Source organism: Allokutzneria albata (assembly GCF_900103775.1).
Lineage (GTDB): Bacteria > Actinomycetota > Actinomycetes > Mycobacteriales > Pseudonocardiaceae > Allokutzneria > Allokutzneria albata.
This window is the reverse complement of the sequence record NZ_LT629701.1, coordinates 395,572-418,100: the sequence shown is the minus strand read 5'-3', so window position 1 is coordinate 418,100 and position 22,529 is coordinate 395,572. Positions and strand designations below refer to the sequence as shown.

Here is a 22,529-nt window from a genome sequence, read left to right as displayed (position 1 = left end):
TCACACCTCGACCAAAGTTGAGGTCAAGCCCTGGCGTAAGCTGTCCGCGGACCGTGACTGGCGCTTGAGGTGGGGCACCACCGGGGAGCGGTCCGGCCGGCGGGAGCCGGTCCGAGCCGCGCGCCTGGGTGCTCAGCGACCGACGACGCCACCCAGGGAGCCCCCGTGAGCAGCACCGTGATGTCCGGCACCGAGCTCGCCGCCACCATCGTCAAGGAGACCGCGGAGCGCGCCGCCGAGTTCGAGCGCCGCACCGGCACCAAGCCGTGCCTGGCCACCGTGCTGGTCGGGGACGACCCCGCCTCGGTCACCTACGTGAAGATGAAGCGCAACCGCAGCGCCAAGGCCGGGATCACCTCGCGGCACGTCCCGCTGCCCGCGGAGACGACCACCGAGGAGCTGGTCGCCACCATCCGCGAGCTTTCCGCGGACCCCGCCGTGCACGGAATCCTGTTGCAGCACCCCGTTCCCGCGCACATCGACGAGCGCGCCGCCTTCGAGGCGATCGCGCCGGAGAAGGACGTGGACGGCGTCACCATGCACTCCTTCGCGGCGATGTCCTTCGCCGAGCCGGGTTTCGCCTCCTGCACCCCGGGCGGCATCATGCGCCTGCTCGACGCCTACGGGGTGGACCCGAGGGGCAAGCACGCCGTGGTCATCGGCCGCAGCCCGATCCTCGGCAAGCCCGCCGCGATGCTGTTGCTGGCCAGGGACGCCACCGTCACCGTGTGCCACTCTAGGACCCAGGACCTGCCGTCGATCGTGCGCACCGCCGACATCGTGGTGGCCGCGGTCGGCAAGCCGGAGTTCGTCCGCGGCGACTGGATCAAGCCCGGCGCGGTGGTGATCGACGCGGGCTACAACGAGGGCAACGTCGGCGATGTCGCCTACGCGGAGGCCCTGGCGCACGCCGCGCTCATCACCCCGGTCCCGGGCGGTGTGGGCCCGACCACGATCGCTCTCCTGCTCGAGCAGACGGTCACCGCCGCGTTCGCGGCCTCGTAGGCTGCGGGGCATGGACGACGAGCCCGACATCACCCTGGGGGACCCCGCCGAGCTGCTGGCGGGGTACCTCGACTACTACCGCTCCGAGGTGCTGCGGAAGATCGACGGTCTCAGCGAGACCGAGCTGCGGTCCTCGCGGGTGCCGTCCGGGTGGACGCCGATCGGCCTGGTGAACCACCTCGCGCACATGGAGCGGCGGTGGCTGCGCTGGGGTTTCCGCGCCGAGCAGGTGGACGACCCCTGGGGTGACAGCGGGAACTGGACGCCGCAGACCCCGACCGCGGACGTGATCACCTTCTACCGGGAGCAGGCCGAGCACTCCCGGAAGATCGCCGCGAGCGCGGGCCTCGCCGAGCGGGCGCGGGCGGGCGGGCGCTTCACCGAGGACGACCGCCCCACCCTGGGCTGGATCCTCTTCCACGTGCTCCAGGAGTACGCGCGGCACGCCGGCCACCTCGACATCGCCCGCGAACTCACCGACGGCTCAGTCGGTTGAGCCATGGCGCCACCCAGTAGAAGAACAGTCCGAGGTAGCCGCCGACCAGCATCGACACCAGAATGACCGGGATGCTCAAGGCGGCGACGGCCACCAGGACGTACGCGACCGCTCTGCCTGCTCGGGACATGCCACGAGGGTCCGGTGCGGCACTGCCGGGCCGCATCCGGGGAACTACCTAGTGGGTGAGCCGGTCCAGCCCGTCAACGAAGATCATCACGTTCTCGTAGGTGAAGAGGGACGCCGACATCAGTGCGAGCGTCACCATTCCGAACACAGCGGCGACGCCCAGCACGACGTACGTCGCGACCCTGCCCTCCCGGAACATGGTTCGAGCGTCGGGCACGACACCGCCGGAGCGCAAGGGCCGAACCGGTTACCTGTCGGTTAGGCCGATCAGGAAGTCGCGTTGCGCCCCCGGCGGCAGCGTCGCGGCGATGACCACGGCGAGGGCTGAGCACCAGGCCAGCAACCGCTCACCGTCCACATCGGACAGAGCGGCGGTGATCCTGCTGATCCGCCGCTCCAGCTCGGCGACCGAACCGACGGCGGGCGCCAGCGCCCAGTCCACGAGGTCGAACGTGACGTCGCCGACGGTCGGGCGCGGATCGATGGCGACCAGCCCGTGCCGCCCGCGCAGCACGTTGCGCGCGTGCAGGTCGCCGTGCACCAAGCCCTGCGTCCCGCCGTACGCCAGCTCGATCCCCCTGCCGGTCAAGGATTCCAGCTCGGGAGCGCGGCGGGTGGTCAGCTCGGCCATGAACCGCACTCGCTCCGAGAGGTGCGCCAGTCCGGTCGCGGGCACGTCCACGTCCTCGCGCAGCGACCGCAACAGCTCGAACGGGATCAGGTCCGGCTCGTCCTCGACCATGGTCCCCGGATCGATCGCGGGCAGCAGCAGGGCACCCGCGTCGAGGTCGTCGGCGAGAACGTCCACCATGTGCGGCGACCGTCGCCACGCGCGCAGCGCGACCAGCTCTGCGGCGGCGACTTCACGATCCGGGGTGAGCTTCAAGAACGCGCGTGAGCCGTCCTCGCGGCGACACCGGTACACCCGCGACGTGCCACCCTCCGCCACCGCACGCTCGACCGACAGCTTCCACTGGGCGCACAACGACTCCACGAGCGCCGGCAGCGCGTCCAGCCACGCCACCGCCGAAGGTCCGAACCGGACCGCGAACTTGCGCCGAACCGAGTCATCCACCGTCACGCGTCGATGATCACATCGCTGGTCGGAACGGAGCAACACAGAAGAACACGGTCATTGCCCGGAGCCAGAACCGGATCGGTGAGGTACGCGGTCGAACCACCGCTGAGCCGCTGCACACACGTGTCGCAGGCGCCCGCACGACAGCTCGACGGAAGGCTCAACCCGGCTTGCTCAGCGAGGTCCAGCAAGCTTCCGCACTCCGCTTTCCACTGCGCCTCAACACCACTGTCCGCGAACAGCACCCGGAACGGCCCCGGCTCGGGCGGCGGCGTCCGCTCCCCCGACGACGCGAGCGGCGAGACGAACACCTCCTGGCGGATGCGCGAGTCCGGAACTCTCGACGCGACCAGGGCTTCCCGCATCGCACGCATGAACCCGACCGGACCGCACAGGTAGACCGAACTGGACGGGTCCGCGGCAGCCGCAACCGTTTCCGCGTCCAAGCGGTGCGGACTGCGGAACAACCGAGCCTCCGGCAACAGCTCCTTCGCCTCGGCCCACAACGCGGGCGACTCCTCGCGAGCCGCGTGCAGCAACGTGACCGGCCGATCCCCCGCGGCACGGATCATCGGCAGCATCGGCGTGATCCCGATTCCCGCGCTCACCAACAACAACGGCGAGGTCTCCGAGTCCAGGCACATGCTCCCGAACGGCCCGGTGATGATCAGCTCGTCAGGCGCCGTGTCGTGCAGCAATCCCGACATCACGCCGTCGCGCTTCACACTGATCCGCAGCTCGTCACCCTCGGCGGCGGAGATCGTGTACGCCCGCCACCGTCCACCGTGGTGAATGCGAACGTGTTGTCCGGCAAGCGGTTCCGGCCTCACCCCGGCGAGCGGGTCACGCAGCCAGTAACTGATCACCGACGTGCTCTCCCGCACCCGCCGCACCACGCGCGCCGGACGAGGCCACTGCTGCGCGGGCGGCGCGTTGGACGGCTCCGTGCCCGCGAGGGCCGCTCCGGGCGCGGGACCGAGGTCGACGACCGGATCACCCGGTGACACGCGCCCCCCGACGACGACCCGCGCGTACACACCGCAGTAGATGTGCCCGTGCTCTCGTGCCATCAAGGCGGGCACGTTCGTGATCTCCTCACCCGTGGTCGGGTGGATCGACGTGGTGGAGCAGCGATCGATGGGCCGCAGCACCTCCAGCTCCGCCCCGCCCACCCGGACGCGCCTGCCGACGAGGCCGAACTCCGACCAGGGCGCCAGGTCCGAGAGGTAGAAGTTGGCGCGGAACGACAGCGGGTCGGCGCCGTGCCCCAGCGAGGCGATCGTGGCCTTGTTGATCAGGGAGACGCCGGCGTCGGAGTAGTCCCAGTACCCGTTGCCCGCGCGCACCAGGCGCGGCCTCGTCCCGGGGAACCACTCCGCCAGCTCCGCGCCGGCGCCGGCGAGGTCGTCCAGCGGGATCTCCACCGGCGCCCCACCGGGCCGGCTCATGGACAGCGCCGCGCCGTCGAAGTCGATCCCGAACAGCGGGAGCCCTTGGTACGGGCCGGTGCGCACGAACGCGTGGCACGTGGTCCACGCACCGTCCTCCGCGACGTCCTGGCCGCCGTGCGCCACGGCGAGGTGCCGGTCGAAGGGCACTCCGCGACCGGGCAGCAGCGCCGCCTCCGGCACTTCCTGCCCGGCGAACCCCTTCACCGGATACCGATAGATCCCGTCGAGCCGCATGACAGGAAATCCTAGATACCGCGCACGCGGTTCGGGCGCGTGATCAGCGGCGGAGACGCGGCCGGACCGCGTGCGGAAGGCCTATCGTGCGGTCATGCAGATCGACGACGTGGACCGGGCGATCCTGGCCATCCTCCAGCGCAACAGCCGGACGATCGCCGAGGACATCGGCGCCGAGGTCGGCCTGTCCGCGGCGGCCGTGCAGCGGCGGACCAAGCGGCTGCGGGAGAACGGCACGATCAGCGCGGAGGTCGCCGTGCTCGACCCGCGCGCGCTCGGCCAGGTCATGACCTTCGTCGTGCTGGTCGAACTGGAGCGGGAGCGCGCGCACCTGCTCGACGAGCTGCGGCGGCGGTTCCTCGCCGAGGAGCACGTGCAGCAGTGCTACTGCGTCACCGGACAGATCGACTTCGTCCTGGTGATCAGCGCGCGGGACATGGCCGAGTTCGACGCCGTCACCAAGCGCGTGCTCTCCGACAACCCCACCGTCCGGCGCTTCACCACCAACGTCGTGCTGGACCGGGTGAAGGTCGGTCTCACCGTGCCGACCGGCTGAGCCGTTCGAGTGGTCCGGCCAGGCGCTCCGCCAGCCCGGCGTCGACCAGCTCCGCCTCGATCAGCAACGCGTCGGTCGCGACGCCGAACGCCCGCCACAGCTCGGGGATCTCCAACGAGCGCACGAGCGCGCCGGAGACCACCTCCGTGGCCGCGGCGGGTAGCTCGTCCATGCCCCGCCCCTGGTTCGCGGGCAGCCCGTGGCGCACGCACGCCAACGCCAGCACGTGGTCGCGCAGCCCGCTGATCATGTACTCCGCCTGCCACACCCGCCCCCGCTCGATGCTCGACCGCGCGTGCAACGCGTAGAGCCATCCCATGCCCAGCAGCGGCACGGGGTCGACGGGCCCCGGCTGCGGCTGTTCCCGCGCCGTGCCGAAAACGAGGCGGAAGGTCGGCGCGAGCGCACCGAACTCCTGGACCGGCGCGAACGCGATGTCCACCTGCAACGTGTTGTCCAGCAGGAAAACCCGGTACACGGTGGAGCGGAACCTGACATCGGTGTGGTGCACCGCTCCGTGGTCGCGGTACATCAGCTCGGTCCAGTCGCCGATCACCTCGTCCACGTCACCCTCGACGCCGAAGGCGAGGTCCACATCGGACCACTGGTCCTCCGCGCCCACCGACGCGGAGCCCGTCAGCGCGGCGCCGGTGATCCGCTCGTCCGCGCGGGCCGCCTCGATCAGGCTGTCGCGCAACCGGTTCCGCTCCTCGACGGTGACCATGCCGACCACCCTACGAGAGCAGCTGCTCCATCTCCGCGACGGGACAGGTCCCCATGGACCCAACCGCGGGGTTCGGGTGTCCCGCGTGAGCGGCGGGAGTGGCCGGGTTACCCGTCAGCGCAATGTGCATCTCGTGATCGTCGGTTTGCACGAGGACCGCGAGCGCCGACCCGGGCAGGAGCGCAGCCGGTAGCGGCCGGCGGATCGGGGTCGACGAGCATCCGCGAGCCCCGCCGGCACCGCCGAGCAGACCGGTCCCATGGCGGAGAGCATCCCCCGGCGATCACTCTGCGCAATCGATTCTGCGGGGCGACAGGATCGATCACGACATCGATCCAGCAAGGTCCACTGTGGACGGCTCCGGCCGGTGCCCCTGTGCCGCAAGCGATCTCGGGCACGCTGCGACGCATGGCGGCAGGCGCCCTCACCGAGACCGACGATGGCGCGACGGCTTCCTGACGCTTACGGTGAGCACATGCCTCAACACGCCACGGCGGTCTCCATCGACTACTTCCTGCAAGTGGAGCGCGCCGTCCTGGATCACTCGATTCTGGTGGAACGACTCGACCTGGGGGCCGACCACCGCGCGGACGCTGTCCGGATGGACCTCGCGGGCAGCTCGGTCGCGGCCTGCTGGACGCCGAGCGAGGGCTGGTCGGTCGCGGTCCGCTCCGTCTTCGACGTCGACGCCGCACCCACCGGCCACCAGTACCTGAGCCCGTCGCCCGAGCAGAACACGCCCTCCCCGACGGTGGTGGCGAAGTTCATCGCGGACAACTACCGGGCACACCCTTTGGGGAGGTAGTCCTTTCACCGTGGTGTCAAGTTCTTTCCCATCGGGTGGTACATCGAAACGATGACGACTCTGGTGGCGATCACCACGGTGTAGGGAGACTCACAGCCCACACCGGAGACGGTGGGGAAGGAGGAACAGCCATGGAAAGGACGACGACACGACGACAGAGCGTGGTGCCGTTCCCACGCAGCGCGGAAGCTCCGGCCGACACGCACAACACCGCGGTCTGGGCCCGCTGGTCCTGGCTCGGCGACGAGCCCAGGGAGACCGAGCCGCACATCGTGCGCGGGTCGGACTGACCTGAACCAGGTTGCCTCCGCCCGATCCGGGTAGCCGAAGTGGAGATCGTTCTCCCCACCGGCCGGAGGTGACGCACGTGAACGGGGTGTCCGCTCGGCGCCAGGAACCTCGCCTCGCAGGCGAAGAGCCCGACCTGATGCGGCAGTACCTCAACCAGATCGCCGCTACACCACTGCTCACCGCCGAGCAGGAGGTGTGGTTGGCCAAGAGGATCGAGGCCGGCGTCTACGCCAGGCACCTGCTCGACGAAGGCGCGCACCGGGGCCGCGTCGCCTCCGAGCTGGAGCTGGTGGCCAGGGACGGGGCCGAGGCCAAGGCGCACATGATCCGCGCGAACCTGCGGCTCGTGGTCGCCACCGCGAAGAAGTACGCACGTCGCGGCGTACCCGTGCTGGACGTGGTTCAGGAAGGCAACCTCGGCCTGATCCGCGCGGTGGAGAAGTTCGACTACACCAAAGGTTTCAAGTTCTCCACCTACGGCACGTGGTGGATCCGGCAGGCCATCGAACGGGGCATGGCCGAGCAGGGCCGCACGATCCGGCTTCCCGTGCACGTCGTCGAGACGCTGTCGAAGCTGGCCAAGGTCGAGCGCGAGCTCCAGTCCCGCCTGGACCGCGAACCCACCGCCCAGGAAGTCTCGATCGCCGCGGGCGTTCCCGTGCCCAAGGTCCTGGAACTGCGCCGGATCGGCCGCGAGTCGCTGAGCCTGGACAGCCTGGTCGGCACCGACGGGGAGACCCGGGTGGGCGACCTGATCCAGGACACCGAGGTGCTCTCCGCCCCGGACGTGATCGAGTACCGGGCGCTGGCCAACGAGCTGCGCGCGGTGATCGAGCAGCTGCCGCCGCGCGAGGCGTTGATCATCACGATGCGCTACGGCCTCAACGACGGCCACCAGCGCACCCTCCAGGAGATCGCCGACCACCTGGGCCTGACCAGGGAGCGGATCCGCCAGCTGGAGAAGGAGGCCATGCGGCGGCTGCGCGAGCCCCAGCGGCACCAGGCCCTGCTGGACTGGGCGAGCTGAGGAATTTCACGAATTCGTGAATATAGTGACATGGGTAAACTCCTCGCCGAACCAGCAGGCAGGAGGCGAGACGACCGTGGGCGAGTCCGAGTTCGGCAACGAGGAACTGGCCGCGTTCATCGAGCGCTCTGCGGCCATGCTCGCCGACGTCGGCTGGCCGAGGATGCCCGCGCGCGTCTTCATCGCACTGCTGGTCAGCGATTCCGGCAGGCTGACCGCGGCCGAACTGGCCGAGACGCTGCGGGTGTCCCCCGCGGCGATCTCCGGGGCCGTGCGCTACCTCAGCGACACCCAGATCGCGGTGCGCGACCGCGAGCCCGGCACGCGCCGCGACCACTTCCAGGTGAGCGGTCCGATGTGGCAGCAGACCGTGCTCAGCAGGCAGCGGTTGTTCGAGCGGTGGGCGGACGCCCTGGCCGAGGGCATCGAGGTGCTGGGCGCGGACACGCCCGCCGGCGCCCGGATGCGGGAGACGCTGGCGTTCTTCCGGTTCATGGAGACCGAGATGCCCCAGCTGCTGGCGAAGTGGCGCACGCACCTGGCCGAAAAAGGGGATTAGCGCCAGAGGGAATCGAGCGCTATAGTCGGTTCCGCATGCGCAAAATAAGGGGCAGCATTCAGCAGCTGCACCTGATTGTAAGGGAGAAGGGTCCGGTTGTCAACCGTCTCGAATGCGCCGGAAACGGGCGAGACCGCCGCGCTCGCCGCTGAGCAGGAGTACGTGGCCCGACTGTACGACCGCTTCGACACCCTGCGTGAGCAGGCACAACAGTTCCTCTCCTCGGCGCTGCGGCAGGTCCCGGACTCGGAGCAGGCACACACCGAAAGAAATGCCGCGACCCGCCTCCACACCGAACAACTGGCGCAGTACGCGGCCGCCGAAACGGGCTTGTGCTTCGGCAAGCTCGAATTCAGCGACGACACCGACCGCTATGTCGGCCTGATGGGCATTCTCGACGAGGAAAACGACTACGAGCCGCTGCTGGTGGACTGGCGGGCGCCCGCGGCGCGGCCGTTCTACGTGGCGACGGGGGCGCGCACCGAGGGCGTCCGGATGCGCAGGCACCTGCGCATCCGCAAGCGCACCGTGATCGGTGTCGACGACGAACTGCTGGACCTCTCCGGTGTCGAGGACGCCGACGGCGTCACCGGCGAGACGGCGCTGCTGGCCGCGCTCAACGCCAAGCGCACGGGGCGGATGACCGACATCGTCCGCACCATCCAGGCCGAGCAGGACACCATCATCCGCTCGCCGCTGCACGGGGTCCTGGTCGTGCAGGGCGGGCCGGGAACCGGCAAGACCGCGGTGGCGCTGCACCGGGCCGCCTACCTGCTGTACACCCACCGCGAGCAGCTGGCGAAGCGCGGTGTGCTCGTGGTCGGGCCGAACCCGGAGTTCCTGAACTACATCTCCCAGGTGCTGCCCTCGCTCGGCGAGACCGGCGTGCTGATGGCCACGGTCGGCGACCTCTACCCCGACGTGCGGCCGCGGCTGACCGAGCCCGATGCCGTCGCGGAGATCAAGGGCCGGTCCGACATGGTGTCCGTTCTGGCCAAGGCCGTCGCCGATCGCCAGCGGGTGCCGGACGAGCCGATGGAGATCGTTTTCGAACGCGAGACGCTCCTGCTGCAGCCCGCGGCGGTGGAGCGGGCGAAGGCCGCCGCGCTGCGCCTGGGCACGGTGCACAACCGCGCCGAGCCGACGTTCTCCGCCGCGATCGTCAAGGAGCTGACCCGGCTGGTCGCCGAGGGGCTCGGTGCGGACCTGCTGGAGCCGGGCGATCTCGCCGACATCGCGCGGGAGCTGCGCGAGGAGCCCGATGTGATCGCCGCGCTGGACTGGCTGTGGCCGGTGTTGACGCCGCAGCGGCTGCTCAAGGAGCTCTACGCCTCCCCCGAGCTGCTGGAGTCCGCCTTCCCGCACCTGTCCGCCGAGGAGCGCGCGCTGCTGCACCGGCCGGAGCACTACGGCTGGACGCCCGCCGACGTGCCGCTGCTGGACGAGGCGATGGAGCTGCTCGGGGAGGACGACCGGGCCGCGAAGGCGCTGGCGGAGAAGAAGCGGCGGGAGCGCCTGGAGTTCGCCGAGGGCGTCGTCGACATCATGCGCATCGACGAGGAGGTCGCCGACGACGACGTGCTGATGGCGATGAACATGATCACCGCCGATCACCTCGCCGAGCGGCACGAGCGCTCCAGCAACCTGACCACCGCCGAGCGCGCCGCGCAGGACCGCACGTGGACCTTCGGGCACGTCATCGTGGACGAGGCGCAGGAGCTGTCCGCGATGGCGTGGCGGCTGGTCATGCGGCGGGCCCCCGCGCGGTCGATGACCCTCGTCGGCGATGTCGCGCAGACCGGTGACCTCGCCGGCGCCGAGTCGTGGGAGCAGGTGCTCGCCCCGCACGTGGAGAACCGGTGGCGGATGGAGGAGCTGACCGTCAACTACCGCACCCCCGCCGAGATCATGCGCGTCGCCGCCGCCGTCCTCCGCGAGTTCGCCCCACCCATCGCCGAGCCCAAGTCCGTGCGCAGCACCGGCGTCCCCCCGTGGTGCCTTCCGGTCACCGCCGACGACCTCCCCGCCCGCCTCGCCGAACTGGTCGAGAAGGAGCTGGCGGAGGTCGGCGAGGGCACCCTCGTCGTCATCACCCCCGGCGCCCTCCGTGACGTGGTGCCCCCGGTCGGCCGGGTCAGCGTCCTCACCGTGCGCGAGGCCAAGGGCCTGGAGTTCGACGCCGTCATCGTCGTGGAGCCCGCGATGATCCGCGACGAGTCCCCGAAGGGTTTGAACGATTTGTACGTCGCCCTGACCCGCGCCACCCAGCGCCTCGGCATCGTGCATTCGACGCCGCTCCCGGATTCGCTGGCGGGGGCGCTTTCCTAGAACGGCGGGGCGGGTTCTGCGATCGGTTCCACTTCCGTTTCGCGGACCCGCCTGCCCGTCACCTGAGTTCCCGGTCGAGGGTGCGGTCGTCTTTGCGCGGTGCGCGGGCGATCCGGTGCACGCGATGGCTCTGGAGGATGATTTCCCGGGCGCTCCAAGGGTTCCGCCGCCCGCTGCCGGAAACGGGTCCAAGCCGGTACCGGCGTGCTCAGGAAGCCCAGCCGTCACGAGCTGGAAGCCCCAAGCACCGAACGGTAAAATCCCCGACCCCCCAACCACGAGGACGGCGGTGGACGACACAGAAGACGGCTACCTCGACGACGTCGCCTGGGAGCAGCTCCCCGCTTACCGCCGCCGCACCGCGCTCTCCCGGACGAACATGAGCACGGTCTACCTCGCCGAGGACCGCACGCACCACGACCGCCTCGTCGCGCTCAAGGTCCAGGCGTCCTCCCCCGGCCTGAGCGAACGGTTCGAGCGCGAGTCCCGCATCGCGGTGACCCTCAAGCACCCCAACGTGGTCCCGGTGTACGCCGCCGGGGAGGTCGGGCAGCTGCGCTACCTCGCGATGCGCTACGTCCACGGGCGGAACCTGCGGGAGCTGCTGAACGAGCGGGGCGGTGTCCTGAGCTTGCAGGAGACGCTGCGCATCGTCGGCCAGGTCGCCGCGGCGCTGGACAGCACGCACGAGCTGGGGCTGGTCCACCGCGACGTGAAGCCGGCGAACATCATGATCGAAGAGGGCACCGACCACGTGTACCTCTGCGACTTCGGCATCGCGAAGGACGTCGGGCTGAAGGGGCTCACCGCGACGGGCGTGTTCGTCGGCACCCCGGACTACTCCTCGCCGGAGCAGGTCCGCGGCGGGGCGATCGACCACCGGACCGATGTGTACTCGCTCGCGGTGGTCGTCCAGCACTGCTTGACCGGCTCACCCTCCACCCGGCTCAGCGCGACCCCGGCGATCAACCGCGTGCTCGCGAAGGCGCTCGCGCCCGACCCGGCCGATCGCTACAACTCCTGTGCGGAGCTGGTGAACGCGCTCGCCACCGCGAAAGCACGCCGCACCAAAGCCGTCACCATCACCGCAGCCGGAGTCGTCGCGGTGGTGACTGCGGCGTCGGTGTTGTTGAGCGGCAACAAGAATCCGGTTGCCGTCGAGCGCATCACGGAAGCACTGCGCGGCGACTGCACGGCCACGACACCGACGACGATCACCTGCCGCACCGCCGAGGGCCAGGAAACCGTAACGGAGCTGTTCACCGACCAGGCCGGAGTCGATCAGGCGTACGCGGGAGCGGTGCGAACAGCCGGGGTAAGCAAAGGTGGCGACTGCTCTGGCGCGAACGGCGCAGAGCACCGCTATCCCTCAACAGGCAAGGAAAAGGGCCGCGTCCTCTGCTACGCGCGAGACGGCGTGGCGAACGTCGTCTGGACCGACGCCGCCGCGCGAACGGTGACCCGCATGGAAGCGCCGCAGGACGAGCCGCTGCGGCGAGCGTGGACGGCGTGGACTCGTTCCACCGCACCGTTTCCCACCGATGACGAGCGAGCCACGATCGCGGTGGCCTCCGGGGCGAACTGCGCGCGGGCGAGCCTGGACGGTTTCCCCGACGCCGTCGCCGGAGTCACCTGCACGCCGCTCGGCATGGGGCCCCACCAGGTCAGCTACTACCGCTTCGCGTCGTTGCCGGAGCTGCGCGGCCAGTTCACCGGCATGGTCGACCAAGCCAAGGCACCCGTGGGTGTCTCGTGCGCATCGGCTCCGGGTTTCCTCGGGACGCAACGACACGATTGGCTCGGCACGGATATCGGCCAGCTGCTGTGCCGCCCGGCTCCCAACGGCGCACTGAGCATCGCGTGGACGACGGAGCCGCTGTCGATCATCGGCGTGGTGACCGGCGCCGATCCGCGCGCGGTGCACGGGTGGTGGACGCAGTGGCACCTCGCGCCGCTGGACCGGATCGTCGAGGCGACCAACGCGCAGTCGAGCCCGCCGTTCCCGACCGACGACGAGCGGACGCTGCTCGACCACATCCCGCCCGCGTCGCGGAAGCACTGCGTGCGCACGGCGCCCGGCCTGAAGTGGCAGGACATCGGCGCGGTCCCGGCCGTCGGTGTCGCATGTGGACGGACGAGCGGCGCCGAACTCGTTGCCTACTACCAGTTCCAGGACGTCGCCATCATGCGCGCGGTGCACGGCTCGGGTGGTTCGCAGGACAAGGACTGCCGGAACTTCCCCGAGGGCTTCAACGGCGAGAGCAGCTACTCGCGCGGGGGCAGCACCGGGAACCTGCGGTGCTCCACCTCCAAGGAAACCGGCGAGCGCGGCATGTCCTGGACCGACGAACGGCTCGTGATCCGCGTCGTCGCGCACCGCGGCACCTCACCGGTCGCGATGATCGACTGGTGGACCCACGACGCCGGGCCGATCTAGCGGTCGTCCGAGGAGTGATCACCATGACCTGGCCGAAGAAGGACACCCGTCGAGTCTCGCTCCGCAACGGCCAGTCGTTCCTCTGGCACCTCGATGCCGACTGGGAATGGCGAACGCGGATGATCCGCGTCAAGGAAGTCGGCACCGACGGGCAGGTTCTCGTGCTCGACCCCTACCACCACGCCTTCCTGCCCACGCAGACGCAGGTCCGCCGTGCCATTCAGGACGCCTTTCGCGCAGGCTGGCGGCCCGCCGAACGACGTCCGCCGTTCGAGATGGTCTTCGACGGCGAGCACTTCGTTCCCGGATCTCGCCGCAGGGAGGAGTGAGCGCGGGTCAGCCGTTCACCCTGCCGCCGATGGACGCGCCGCCCTTCATCTTGGTGTTGCCGGTGCCGCCGCCCCCGCCCGCGGTGCGCCCGGCCTCCTTGCCGTCGTAGAGCGCGAAGACCTCCAGCTTGGCGCTGCGGCCCGCGGTGTAGGTGATCGACAGCTCCCACGAGTGCGGCAGGCCGTCCGCGGGCACGCTGAGCGACTTGCGCCAGGGCAGCGTCGTCTCGCCCTCCTCCTGCACCTGCCCGTCGATGCTGTACTTGATCTTGTTCAGCATCGCGTCGCCGCTCCCGGTGGCGTTGAGCACCAAGGTGTGCGGCTGTCGGTCCGGGATCGACGGCGCGGTCGTCACGGCCACGGTCGTCGTCGTCGGCACGACCGGAGGAGCGGGCGGTGGAGGCGTCCCGCACGCGGCGAGCGTGAGCAGCAGCGACGGCAGGACGAGCGAACGCATGCGCACAAGGTGTCCCTGGGTTCGTAGGATTTCGGGGATGAACGTCGTCGCACGCGTCGAGGGACCCGGCGAGCTGCCCCGGGGCAAGCCGTGGAACCTGCCCGGCGCCCTCGTGGTCCGGACCGTCGCGGGCGCCGCGGCGGCGGCACCGGTGGAGGGCGCGCGGGTGCGGTTCGGCCGGGGCCGCCCGGAGGACCCGGACAAGCCCGCCGACGTCACGGTCGGCGCGGACGACAAGAAGATCAGCAGGCAGCACGGCCTGCTCGTGCACCGGCAGGGCTGGTGGTACCTGAGCAACACCGGCAAGCTGCCCATCGAGGTCGGCGGGTACGTGCTGCGCGGCGACGGCGAGTCGGTGCCGCTGCGCGCCGGGGTGACCTCGGTGCTGATCACCACTCCGGCGGGCCGCCACCACGTGGTGGAGCTGTTCGTCAACGGCGGTGACGGCGCACTGCCGCCGCCGCTGTTCGGCCAGCACACCGCGCCGGGGCACGTCTGGCCGCTCTCCGACCGGGAACGCCTCGTGCTGACCGTGCTCGGCCAGGAGTACCTGCGGAACAACCCGCACGCCCAGCCGATCGCCCGCAACCAGGCCGCGACCCAGCTCGCCGAGCTGCGGCCCGAGGACGACTGGAACGTGCGGAAGATGGACCGCGTGGTGGAGGCCGTGCGCCTGCGGCTGTCCCGCAAGGGCGTGTTCGGGCTCGTCGAGGCCGACCTGCCGCAGCCGATCGGCAACCTGCTCAGCCACAACCTGCTCACCGAGCTGATCGTGCGCACACCGAGCCTCACCCGCTCCGACCTCATGGTCCTGGAGGATGACGGCTGATCCCGGGACCCCTCCCGGACTCAGCCGGTACGGGGCATCTCCGCGAGCAGCCGCGCGAACCCGTCCTCGACGACCACGGGAACGCGGTAGTCCCGCGCCTTGCGGGCCTTGGCGGACAACGAGTCCGGGTCGGCCGCGACGAGCACCCTGGTCCACTTGCAGATGTTCGGCGGGGACACCACGAGCCCGGCGGAGCGAGCCTCGTCCTGCCACAGCTCGCGCGGCTTGACCGTCTCGCCGGTGAAGGTGATCCGGTCGCCCGGCCGGAGCGCGAACGTTCCCCAAACGGCGCGCTCGGCGGGACGGTCGGCCAGTTCCGCGGGCAGCCCGAGCAGGTCGGCGACGGCCGCGCGATCAGCCGGGCTCGGCGGCGCGAACTCGGCGAGATACCTGCGGTGCAGCGCATCGGCCATCGCGCGGTCGATCCCGCGCACCGTCGCCGCTTCCACCAGTTCGTCCTGTTCGCTGGCGCTGAGCACGCGGTCGATCAGCGTCCGGTCCAGCACCTCGAGATAACCGTCCACTTCAGACAACACTGCCACTGCGTCGTACGAACGCGGTATGCGCTCGACGAACAGCCCGGTCTCCGTCGTCCCCCTGCGCACGGTCGGCACGGCCGGACCGCCGGGGCTCAACGGCCAGGGCCGGACCAGCGCGCCGTCCACCAGCTCCGCCCACGGCTCCGGCCGCGCCGCCTCCAACCCGAGGTAGGTCACCATCAGCCCGGCCGCCGCGTAAGCGTCGTCGAGGGCGGAGTGCGCGCGCTGCAGGGGAATCCCGGCCACCGCGCAGCAGGCCGCGAGCGAGCGCGACGAGGTCTTCAAGTAGCTCTTCGACAGCTCCATCGTGCACAGACCGAGGTCCGAGCGCACCGGCACACCCATGCCCGCCCTGGCGAACTCCGCGGCGACGAAGCGCGCGTCGAAGGCGAGGTTGTGCGCGACGATCACCCGCCCGGCGAGCAGCCCGGCCAGCTCTGCGGCGATCTCCGGGAAGGCGGGCGCCCTGCGCACTTCGGCGGCCGTGATGCCGTGGATGTGCTGCGGCCCCAGGTCCCGGCCGGGGTTGACGAGCGTGCACCAGTCCCCCGTGACCGCCCCGTCCCGGTCGAGCAGCACCACGCCGATCTCGACGACCCGGTCGTGCCATCCCGAGGACAGGCCCGTGGTCTCCACGTCGAGCACCGCGTATCCGCCCGCCACGCCTCTCCTCCCGCAGGTGTGGTGATCCACTATCAATACCGGGCGCTGCGCCGACCGTCGCACTCCGGGTGGCGCAGCGGGCGTTGCGACGGACGGCCCGAGTTGCCCATTCCCTCCCCGTGGCGCGTTTTCGCAGGTAGTGTCCGCACATGCGCCTCCCATGGACCCGTGCGCCCCGCGCCGCGCTCGCCAGCGTCTCGACCGTGCTCGTCGCGGCGCTGGCCGGTCTCGTGCTCGCGTTCGTGGTCACGGCCGCGATCAGCCACACGGTCGCCAGCGGTTCGGCCGCCGTCGCCTACCAGACCGGCCGCGGTTGCCCGATGATCGTCACGCCCACGCTCGACGGTGAACGCCTGCACCCGTCACAGGTGGAGCAGGCGGTGCGGACCGGAGCGGAGGCCGCGGCGCGCAACGGTTTCGACGGCGTGCTCGCCGGGCGCTACACGGCGGTGGCGCGGATGGACTTCAACGGCAAGACCCCGTGGCTGCGGCTCGGCCACCGCGAGGGTGCCGCCGACCACGTCAAGGTCATCTCCGGTGGCGAGCGCTCCGGGCTGTGGCTGCCCAGGAGCATCGCCGAGGCGGGCGCGGTGAAGCTCGGCGACCGGGGGCTCAGCGGGCTGCTCCCGCCGGTGACCACGATCTTCGAGGACGTCGCGGCGCCGAGCGGGAACTGGTGGTGCAGCGAGGAACGCTACGTCGTGGCCAATCCCCTTGCCGGGGAAGGCAGAACGGCCGCACTGGGGTTCCTGCCCGACCGCGCCGAGTTCGACCAGCTCATGACGAGGATGCCCGCCCACTACACGGTCACCCTGCGCTTCCCGCACCAGCTCCCGACGACGCTCAGCGAGGCCCACGAGCTGTCCAGGCGCTCGACCGCGCTGCTGAACGACATGAACGGTCTGGGGGGCCAGTTCACCCGGAGCGAGTTGCTGCGCCGCGGCATCGAACTCTCCGAGCAGGCCAGGACGAGCGTGCTGCTCGCGGTGCTGCCGCTGACGGCTGTCACCGTCCTGGTCGGCATGGTCGCGGTCGGCGCGGTCGCCATCCAGTGGTGTCAGCGCCGCCGCGCCGAGGTCCGGCTGCTGTGGGTGCGCGGAGTCTCCCCCGCCGCACTGGGCGGCAAAGCCGTGCTGGAACTGGTCGTGCCGTTCGTGCTCGGCGGCGCCGCCGGTGTCGGATTGGGCCGACTCGCACTGCCGTTGTTCGCACCCAGTACCGCGTTGGAGCCTGGCACGTTCGGCCTCACCGCCGCGATCGTCGCCGCGGTGCTCGGTGTCGCGGTGCTCGTGGTGGGAGCCACCACCGCCGTTCACGTGCGCCACACCTTCCAGGCCAAGCCGAGGAACCGCCGCGTTCTGCGCTGGATCCCTTGGGAAATGGGCACATCCGCGCTCGCGGTGTGGTCGTGGACCCGGCTGCTCAACGGTGCGCTCACCGTGCAGCGCGGCGAGGTCCTGCCGCGGATCGACCCGATCGCATTGGCCTTCCCGCTGCTCGTGGTGCTGACCGCGGCCGGGCTGATCTCGCGCGTGCTCGGTGTCTCCCTCGGCGCTTCGCACCGGCTGCACGTGTGGTCCTGGCCGTCAGTGCAGCTCGCGGTGCGACGGCTGGCGATCTCCAGGACCACCGCGACCGGCGTGCTGACCGTGGCCGCACTGGCGGTGGGCACGGTAGCGGTCGGCTACGGCGTCGCGAGCGCGCAGCAGAACGCCCTCGACGACAAGTCCGGCATGATCGTCGGCGCGAACACCGCGGTGCAGCTGCCGCTCGCGGTTGCCGAGGGCAAGGTCCGGATTCCTGAGGAACTGCGTTCCACGACCACCCTGGTCGGCGACGCACCCGGCCTGGTCAACGGCAACCAGGTCCGCGTGCTCGTGGTCGACCGCGCGAGCTTCGAACGCGTCGCGTGGTCCTTGTCGTCGACCGACATCGGCAACGCGCTCACCAAGCTCGGCCCGCGCGACGCGTCCGGAACGGCTCCCGCGCTCCGGGTCGGCACGACGCCCGAGGGCCAGTGGGAGCCGGTGAACGGGGTCAAGCTCCGCACCGTGGCTTCGGTGCCGCAGTTCCCCGGATTCGGGGTCGACAAGGGATACGTGATCGCGCGCGAGGCGTTGCCGAACGCCTACGACGCGGCCGCGTGGCGGTTGTGGAGCACGTCCACCGACATCAACCAGTTCACCGCGCGGCTCACGGCGGGCGGGATCCGCTACTTCAACCCCCAGAGCCGGACCAAGGTGATCGACGCGTTGCCGTTCTACGTGGTCGGTTGGACGTTCTCGTTCATCACCGCGCTCGGCGCGGTCCTCGCGGTGCTGGCGGCCTGCTCGCTGCTGCTCTCCGTCGAAGTGCGCAGGCGGCAGAACGCCCTGTTCACCGCGCTGGCGACGCGGATGGGGCTGCGGCGGCGAACCCTGGTGTCCAGTCATCTCGTGGAGCTGGGCGTGATCGCGGCGCTGGCCACCGTCGTCGGCACGGCGACCGGAGTGATCAGCGCGGCCCTCTCCGCGGCGCGGCTCGACCCCGCGCCCCGGCTGGCGCCCTTGCCCGCCGTCCCGAACCCGGTCCCGTTCGTGCTGCTGACCACGCTCGCCGCCGCGGCGGTCGTGGTGCTGGCGGGTGCGATCGCGGTGCGGGCGGCCCGAACCGCACGAGCCGGGGAGCTGCTGCGTGGCTGACAACGTCCTGGAACTGCGTGGCGTCCGGGTGGACTACCCGACCCCGTCCGGCCCCGTCACCGCGTTGGACGACGTGCACCTGACGGTTCCCGAGCGCGGGCTGACCGTGCTCGCCGGGCCGTCCGGTTCGGGGAAGTCCACGCTGTTGCGCCTGCTCGGCCTGGTGGAGCAGCCGACCGGGGGAACGGTGTTCTACGGCGGCGCGGCGGTGACCGGACTGGCCCACCGCAGGCTGCGGAAGCTGCGCAGGAACCGCGTCGTGATGATCTTCCAGAACCCGGCGGAGAACCTGTTCGACTACCTCACCGTCGGCGAGAACCTGCGCGCCGCAGCGCAGCTCGCCGGGCGCTCGGCCCCGCAACCGGACCTGCTGGCGCGCCTGGGCCTGCCGGGCACCGAGGACTGGCGGATCAGCGCGCTCTCCGGCGGTCAGCAGCAACGGCTGGCCTTCGCGTGCGCACTGGCGACGGGGGCGGAGGTGGTGCTGGCCGACGAGCCGACCTCGCAGCTGGACGCCCGTTCGGCGACGCTGGTGCTGGAAACCCTCGCCGAGCTGGCAACCTGGGACGTGACCGTGGTGGCCGCCTCGCACGACGACCGGCTGATCGAGCTGGGCGAGCCGGTGGTGCGCCTGCGCGACGGGAGGATCCAACGATGAGGGCAGTCCTGCGCGCGCACGACGTCCGCCGCTCGTTCGGCACGGTCGAAGTGCTCAGCGGCGTCGACCTGGAGGTGTCCGCGGGCGAGTTCGTGACGCTGGCCGGCCCCTCCGGCTCCGGCAAGAGCGCGCTGTTCGCCGTGCTGAGCGGCTTCGACACCGCCGACTCCGGCGACGTGCTGCTGCTCGGCGAGCCGATGACCGAGCACCCCTCCTGGTCGGATTGCGCGGTGCTGCCCCAGGTCATGGGCCTCGCCGACGAGCTGACGGTGGCGGAGAACGTCGCGCTCCCCTTGCGCCTGCGCGGCGAGGAGCCCACTGCTCGCGTCCAGGCCCTGCTCGACGAGCTCGGCATCGGCGCGCTCGGCGACCGCTACCCCACCGAGCTGTCGTTCGGGCAGCGGCAGCGCGCGGCGCTCGCCCGAGCCCTCGCGCCCCGTCCGCGCCTGTTGCTGGCCGATGAGCCGACCGCGCACCTCGACCACGCGACCGTGCCCCTGGTGCTCGGGCTCCTGCGCCGCGCCGCCGATGAGGGCGCCGCGGTGCTCGTGGCCTCCCACGACGAGGAGGTCCACGAGGCGGCGCACCGGCGGCTTCGGCTGGTCGAGGGCCGTGTCACCGCCGGTGACCTGACCCGCTAGGGAGCGTTGAAGGTCCAGACAGCGCGAGCGCCCGGACCGACGACGAGCTTCGACAGGCCGATCTTCTCCTCGTGCCGGTCCACCGCCTTGTTGAGGACGAAATCGACCTGGCGCAGGCCCGCGCGCGCACGCGGAACCGAGTCGAGCCGGATCGTGGTCGCACCGCACCGGGTGACCACGCCGCCGGGCACGGTCTGCACCGCGCAGCCGCCCGCCCGGAACAACGGCACCGCGATCGCGAGATCTTCCTTGGTGACCGCCATGTGCACGCCTGCCACATCCCGCATCACACGGGTCCGGTAGCCGTCGGACAGGTAGCGCTCGCGGCTGACATCGCCGGGGTGGCTCGCGGGCTCGGTCTTGCTGCGCGGGTCGGCGAAGTACTCCGGCAGGTACTCCATCGCCCACGGGTCGAAGGCGGTGTACTTGTCGGCGGTGCGGGTGGTGTCGAACCACGGCACGGGCACACCGTCGCCGAAGTCGCGCGTCTGGCGGTACTTGACGGGCTTCTTCAGCTGCTTGTCCACCTTCGCCAGGTCCCCGGCGCGGTCAGCCGAGATCGCCAGCCCGGCCGAGCCGAACTCCCCGTCCTTGCCGGGCAGGTCGCCGACGCCGAACAGCTCCAGGTACGTCTCGCGCCCGTAGAGGTAGCGGCCCGTCCACGTCAGTCCCCCGCCGCTGCTGGTGCGGACCTCGACATTGGCGAAGTCCCGCAAATAGGGGGATTTCTCGACCGCGTCGGCGGTCTCGCGGTCGACCACCGCGTACGCGTGGTTGTACTGCAGCGGCGGCGTTTGCGCGTTGCCCTCGGCCGGCGCGGTGAGGGCGAGGGCCGCGGCGAGGGCGATGATCATCGGGCGGGTCACCATGGGACTGATGCTAGGGACGGGAGTGGCGTGTGCGCCCGGACTTCGAGCCGCGCCGAAGCCCCACCGTCCACAGTGGACGCGCGGGATCCGGCGTCCTCAGTGAGAGGGACCCGGCGGCAGGAGCTCGCCCGGTCGACGGCGAAGAACGACGATGCGGTGATCGACGGCCGGCGGACCATTCCGGCAGGGCGGGGCGCCGGTTTCGGCTCTGATCTTCCAACAGGGCCATGACATGCATGTTTCCGTTCTTCCGGAACCCAAGGGAGGAACCGGGAATTGATTTCTCCCCGTAGTTTTCCCAGTCCCGGCAACACATGGCGTGGCGGCCCGCTCACCGCCCGCCGATAACCGCGAGTGACGAAGATCGCATCGACATCAAGGACATGCGATCGCCGGAACTCTGAGTTAGCCTTCCCAGGTTCCGATTAGACCAATAGGGGGACCCCATGGATCAGGCAGCAGCCACACCGATCTACGACGAACTGGTCGACGAGATCTTCAAGGGCATCACCGCGAGCACCGACGAGCCCGCCGAGGCCGAGGCGGAGACCTCCGGCCACCGGCACCGCGAAGCGTCCTGACCCGAACCGGCCGACCTGAAGCACTCGAAACGCTGAGTCTCCCGCGCCGCTCGCCTCGATAGACTCGACGCGATGCGCGCCCGAGACCGCTTCCGCCCGCTGCGGCTGGTCCTGTTCACGCTCGCGGTGCCGATCATCGGGGCGAGCGTGCTGACGGCCGATGGCCGCGCCCCCGTCGCGCCCGGCCCGCCCGCGGAGGCCCCGCACGCGGTGGTGGCCCTCGGTGACAGCTCGATGTCCGGCGAGGGCGTCGGCGACTACGAGCCCGGCACGAACGGCGAGAACGGCAACTGGTGCCACCGCTCCAACCGGGCACTGGTGCACCACACCGCGATGACCAAGGCGATCACCACGATCAACCTCGCCTGCTCCGGCGCGATCGCCCGCGATGTCGGCCTGACCGACACCATCCACCACACCGAACGCTCCCAGGCGCAGCGCCTTGCCGAGCTGGCCCGCCTGTTCCGGGTCACCACGGTGGTCGTGCAGATGGGCGCCAACGACGATCCCGGCTTCGCCCGCACGGTGACCGACTGCGCCGGGGCCTGGCTGCTGGGCCGCCCGGCGGGCTGTGCGGCGAACCTCACCGAGGACTGGCCGAAGCGGGTCGACCGGATGGTCCCCAAGGTCGGCACGGCCCTCGCCGACATCCGCACCGCGATGCGCAAGGCGGGCTACCGGGACGACTCCTACTCGCTGGTCGTCCAGTCCTACGCCGCACCGGTCGGCCCCAACCTGCTGTCCGGGCTGCAGAGCCTGGCGGGCTGCCCGTTCCGCCTGGAGGACCTGCAGTGGGTCCGGACCAAGGCGGTCTACCAGCTCTCCGACGGCCTGCGCCGCGCCGCCGACAGCGCGGGCGCCCGCTTCCTCGACCTCGCCGACGCGGGGATCGGCCACGAGGCGTGCTCCTCGGCGGAGGAGGGGAAGTCGGAGTGGTTCACCCGGCTCACGGTGAACTGGGGCGACCTCCGGCACGAGAACCGCGCGCGGCACGCGATGCAGGAGTCCTTCCACCCCAACGGCAACGGTCACGAGCAGATCGGCCGCTGCCTGGGCCGTTTCCTCCGCACGCCGGAGCGCATCGGCGCCTGCGTCCCCTCCCCCACCGGTGATCTGGACCTCGTCACCGGCGAAGCGGCCCTCAAACGCGCGTCGGGCTAAA

The 22,529-nt window shown here is 70.8% G+C and carries 24 protein-coding genes and 1 riboswitch; of the genes, 16 read left to right on the top strand and 8 right to left on the bottom strand.

Features of this window, described 5'->3' with window-relative positions; genetic code table 11:
- Window positions 1-43: 43 nt before the first annotated feature.
- Window positions 44-137: riboswitch (ZMP/ZTP riboswitch) on the top strand.
- Window positions 138-165: 28 nt separating this feature from the next.
- Together BLT28_RS01935 and BLT28_RS01930 are read left to right on the top strand one after the other, a co-directional pair.
- Complete coding sequence (locus tag BLT28_RS01935) at window positions 166-1,005, top strand: bifunctional 5,10-methylenetetrahydrofolate dehydrogenase/5,10-methenyltetrahydrofolate cyclohydrolase (protein WP_269459626.1); 840 nt, start codon at window positions 166-168, stop codon at window positions 1,003-1,005.
- 10 nt (window positions 1,006-1,015) lie between these two features.
- Window positions 1,016-1,501 carry a DinB family protein gene (locus BLT28_RS01930; protein ID WP_030429165.1) on the top strand — a complete coding sequence of 162 codons (486 nt, stop codon included), beginning with the start codon at window positions 1,016-1,018 and terminating at the stop codon, window positions 1,499-1,501.
- On the opposite strand, the gene BLT28_RS39635 is transcribed toward BLT28_RS01930, so the two are convergent.
- Genes BLT28_RS39635 through BLT28_RS01915 form a run of 4 tightly spaced genes read right to left on the bottom strand, consistent with a single transcriptional unit; the run spans window position 1,479 to window position 4,393 of the window.
- Window positions 1,479-1,631: a hypothetical protein gene (locus BLT28_RS39635; RefSeq protein WP_156050853.1), complete on the bottom strand. Its 153-nt coding sequence runs from the start codon at window positions 1,629-1,631 to the stop codon at window positions 1,479-1,481. The two genes, BLT28_RS01930 and BLT28_RS39635, sit on opposite strands and share 23 nt — an antisense overlap.
- Window positions 1,632-1,679: 48 nt before the next feature.
- Window positions 1,680-1,847 (bottom strand): hypothetical protein, encoded by a 168-nt coding sequence (locus BLT28_RS01925; RefSeq protein ID WP_156050855.1) that lies wholly within the window; start codon window positions 1,845-1,847, stop codon window positions 1,680-1,682.
- 30 nt (window positions 1,848-1,877) lie between these two features.
- Window positions 1,878-2,711: an aminoglycoside phosphotransferase family protein gene (locus tag BLT28_RS01920; RefSeq protein WP_052407217.1), complete on the bottom strand. Its 834-nt coding sequence runs from the start codon at window positions 2,709-2,711 to the stop codon at window positions 1,878-1,880.
- Window positions 2,708-4,393, bottom strand: coding sequence for an MOSC domain-containing protein (locus tag BLT28_RS01915; protein WP_030429167.1), 1,686 nt, complete (start codon window positions 4,391-4,393; stop codon window positions 2,708-2,710). Before BLT28_RS01915 ends, BLT28_RS01920 begins: the two co-directional genes overlap by 4 nt.
- Window positions 4,394-4,487: 94 nt before the next feature.
- Here BLT28_RS01915 and BLT28_RS01910 point away from each other — a divergent pair, with 94 nt between their 5' ends.
- Complete coding sequence (locus BLT28_RS01910; RefSeq protein WP_030429168.1) at window positions 4,488-4,949, top strand: Lrp/AsnC family transcriptional regulator; 462 nt, start codon at window positions 4,488-4,490, stop codon at window positions 4,947-4,949.
- Here BLT28_RS01910 and BLT28_RS01905 read toward each other — a convergent pair.
- Window positions 4,930-5,673 (bottom strand): hypothetical protein, encoded by a 744-nt coding sequence (locus BLT28_RS01905; protein ID WP_030429169.1) that lies wholly within the window; start codon window positions 5,671-5,673, stop codon window positions 4,930-4,932. The genes BLT28_RS01910 and BLT28_RS01905 overlap by 20 nt on opposite strands.
- Before the next feature lie 475 nt (window positions 5,674-6,148).
- On the opposite strand from BLT28_RS01905, the gene BLT28_RS01900 reads away from it, so the two are divergent.
- The 7 genes from BLT28_RS01900 (at window position 6,149) to BLT28_RS01875 (ending at window position 13,449) form a co-directional block, all read left to right on the top strand.
- Window positions 6,149-6,478 carry a hypothetical protein gene (locus BLT28_RS01900; RefSeq protein ID WP_030429170.1) on the top strand — a complete coding sequence of 110 codons (330 nt, stop codon included), beginning with the start codon at window positions 6,149-6,151 and terminating at the stop codon, window positions 6,476-6,478.
- 131 nt (window positions 6,479-6,609) lie between these two features.
- Window positions 6,610-6,768 (top strand): hypothetical protein, encoded by a 159-nt coding sequence (locus BLT28_RS39630; RefSeq protein ID WP_156050857.1) that lies wholly within the window; start codon window positions 6,610-6,612, stop codon window positions 6,766-6,768.
- A gap of 77 nt (window positions 6,769-6,845) precedes the next feature.
- On the top strand, window positions 6,846-7,796 hold the full coding sequence (locus tag BLT28_RS01895; protein WP_231950589.1) for a sigma-70 family RNA polymerase sigma factor: 951 nt from the start codon (window positions 6,846-6,848) through the stop codon (window positions 7,794-7,796).
- A 76-nt stretch (window positions 7,797-7,872) separates the two neighbouring features.
- Window positions 7,873-8,355, top strand: coding sequence for a GbsR/MarR family transcriptional regulator (locus BLT28_RS01890; protein ID WP_030429172.1), 483 nt, complete (start codon window positions 7,873-7,875; stop codon window positions 8,353-8,355).
- Window positions 8,356-8,451: 96 nt separating this feature from the next.
- Window positions 8,452-10,683: a HelD family protein gene (locus BLT28_RS01885; protein WP_030429173.1), complete on the top strand. Its 2,232-nt coding sequence runs from the start codon at window positions 8,452-8,454 to the stop codon at window positions 10,681-10,683.
- A gap of 289 nt (window positions 10,684-10,972) precedes the next feature.
- Window positions 10,973-13,120 carry a serine/threonine-protein kinase gene (locus tag BLT28_RS01880; RefSeq protein ID WP_052407219.1) on the top strand — a complete coding sequence of 716 codons (2,148 nt, stop codon included), beginning with the start codon at window positions 10,973-10,975 and terminating at the stop codon, window positions 13,118-13,120.
- 23 nt (window positions 13,121-13,143) lie between these two features.
- Window positions 13,144-13,449: a hypothetical protein gene (locus BLT28_RS01875; RefSeq protein WP_156050861.1), complete on the top strand. Its 306-nt coding sequence runs from the start codon at window positions 13,144-13,146 to the stop codon at window positions 13,447-13,449.
- Between the two features lie 7 nt (window positions 13,450-13,456).
- On the opposite strand, the gene BLT28_RS01870 is transcribed toward BLT28_RS01875, so the two are convergent.
- Complete coding sequence (locus BLT28_RS01870) at window positions 13,457-13,906, bottom strand: hypothetical protein (protein ID WP_083383627.1); 450 nt, start codon at window positions 13,904-13,906, stop codon at window positions 13,457-13,459.
- Window positions 13,907-13,943: 37 nt separating this feature from the next.
- On the opposite strand from BLT28_RS01870, the gene BLT28_RS01865 reads away from it, so the two are divergent.
- Window positions 13,944-14,735, top strand: a complete 792-nt coding sequence (locus BLT28_RS01865; protein WP_030429177.1) for an FHA domain-containing protein — start codon at window positions 13,944-13,946, stop codon at window positions 14,733-14,735.
- 20 nt (window positions 14,736-14,755) lie between these two features.
- Here the strand turns inward: BLT28_RS01865 and BLT28_RS01860 are convergent, their stop codons facing one another.
- Window positions 14,756-15,937: an exonuclease domain-containing protein gene (locus BLT28_RS01860; RefSeq protein WP_030429178.1), complete on the bottom strand. Its 1,182-nt coding sequence runs from the start codon at window positions 15,935-15,937 to the stop codon at window positions 14,756-14,758.
- Window positions 15,938-16,086: 149 nt separating this feature from the next.
- On the opposite strand from BLT28_RS01860, the gene BLT28_RS01855 reads away from it, so the two are divergent.
- The 3 genes from BLT28_RS01855 to BLT28_RS01845 are packed head-to-tail and all read left to right on the top strand — an operon-like array spanning window position 16,087 to window position 19,917.
- Entirely contained in the window at window positions 16,087-18,618 is a 2,532-nt protein-coding gene (locus BLT28_RS01855; RefSeq protein WP_030429179.1) for an FtsX-like permease family protein, read from the top strand.
- Window positions 18,611-19,276, top strand: a complete 666-nt coding sequence (locus BLT28_RS01850; RefSeq protein ID WP_030429180.1) for an ABC transporter ATP-binding protein — start codon at window positions 18,611-18,613, stop codon at window positions 19,274-19,276. Before BLT28_RS01855 ends, BLT28_RS01850 begins: the two co-directional genes overlap by 8 nt.
- Window positions 19,273-19,917, top strand: coding sequence for an ABC transporter ATP-binding protein (locus BLT28_RS01845; protein WP_030429181.1), 645 nt, complete (start codon window positions 19,273-19,275; stop codon window positions 19,915-19,917). The genes BLT28_RS01850 and BLT28_RS01845 overlap by 4 nt, the downstream gene beginning before the upstream one ends.
- Here BLT28_RS01845 and BLT28_RS01840 read toward each other — a convergent pair.
- Window positions 19,914-20,786, bottom strand: coding sequence for a DUF5829 family protein (locus tag BLT28_RS01840; protein WP_197683948.1), 873 nt, complete (start codon window positions 20,784-20,786; stop codon window positions 19,914-19,916). The two genes, BLT28_RS01845 and BLT28_RS01840, sit on opposite strands and share 4 nt — an antisense overlap.
- Window positions 20,787-21,232: 446 nt before the next feature.
- Here BLT28_RS01840 and BLT28_RS42375 point away from each other — a divergent pair, with 446 nt between their 5' ends.
- Both BLT28_RS42375 and BLT28_RS01835 read left to right on the top strand, forming a co-directional pair.
- Entirely contained in the window at window positions 21,233-21,367 is a 135-nt protein-coding gene (locus tag BLT28_RS42375; RefSeq protein WP_269459625.1) for a hypothetical protein, read from the top strand.
- 72 nt (window positions 21,368-21,439) lie between these two features.
- Window positions 21,440-22,528: a GDSL-type esterase/lipase family protein gene (locus tag BLT28_RS01835; RefSeq protein ID WP_043811222.1), complete on the top strand. Its 1,089-nt coding sequence runs from the start codon at window positions 21,440-21,442 to the stop codon at window positions 22,526-22,528.
- Window position 22,529 lies beyond the last annotated feature (1 nt).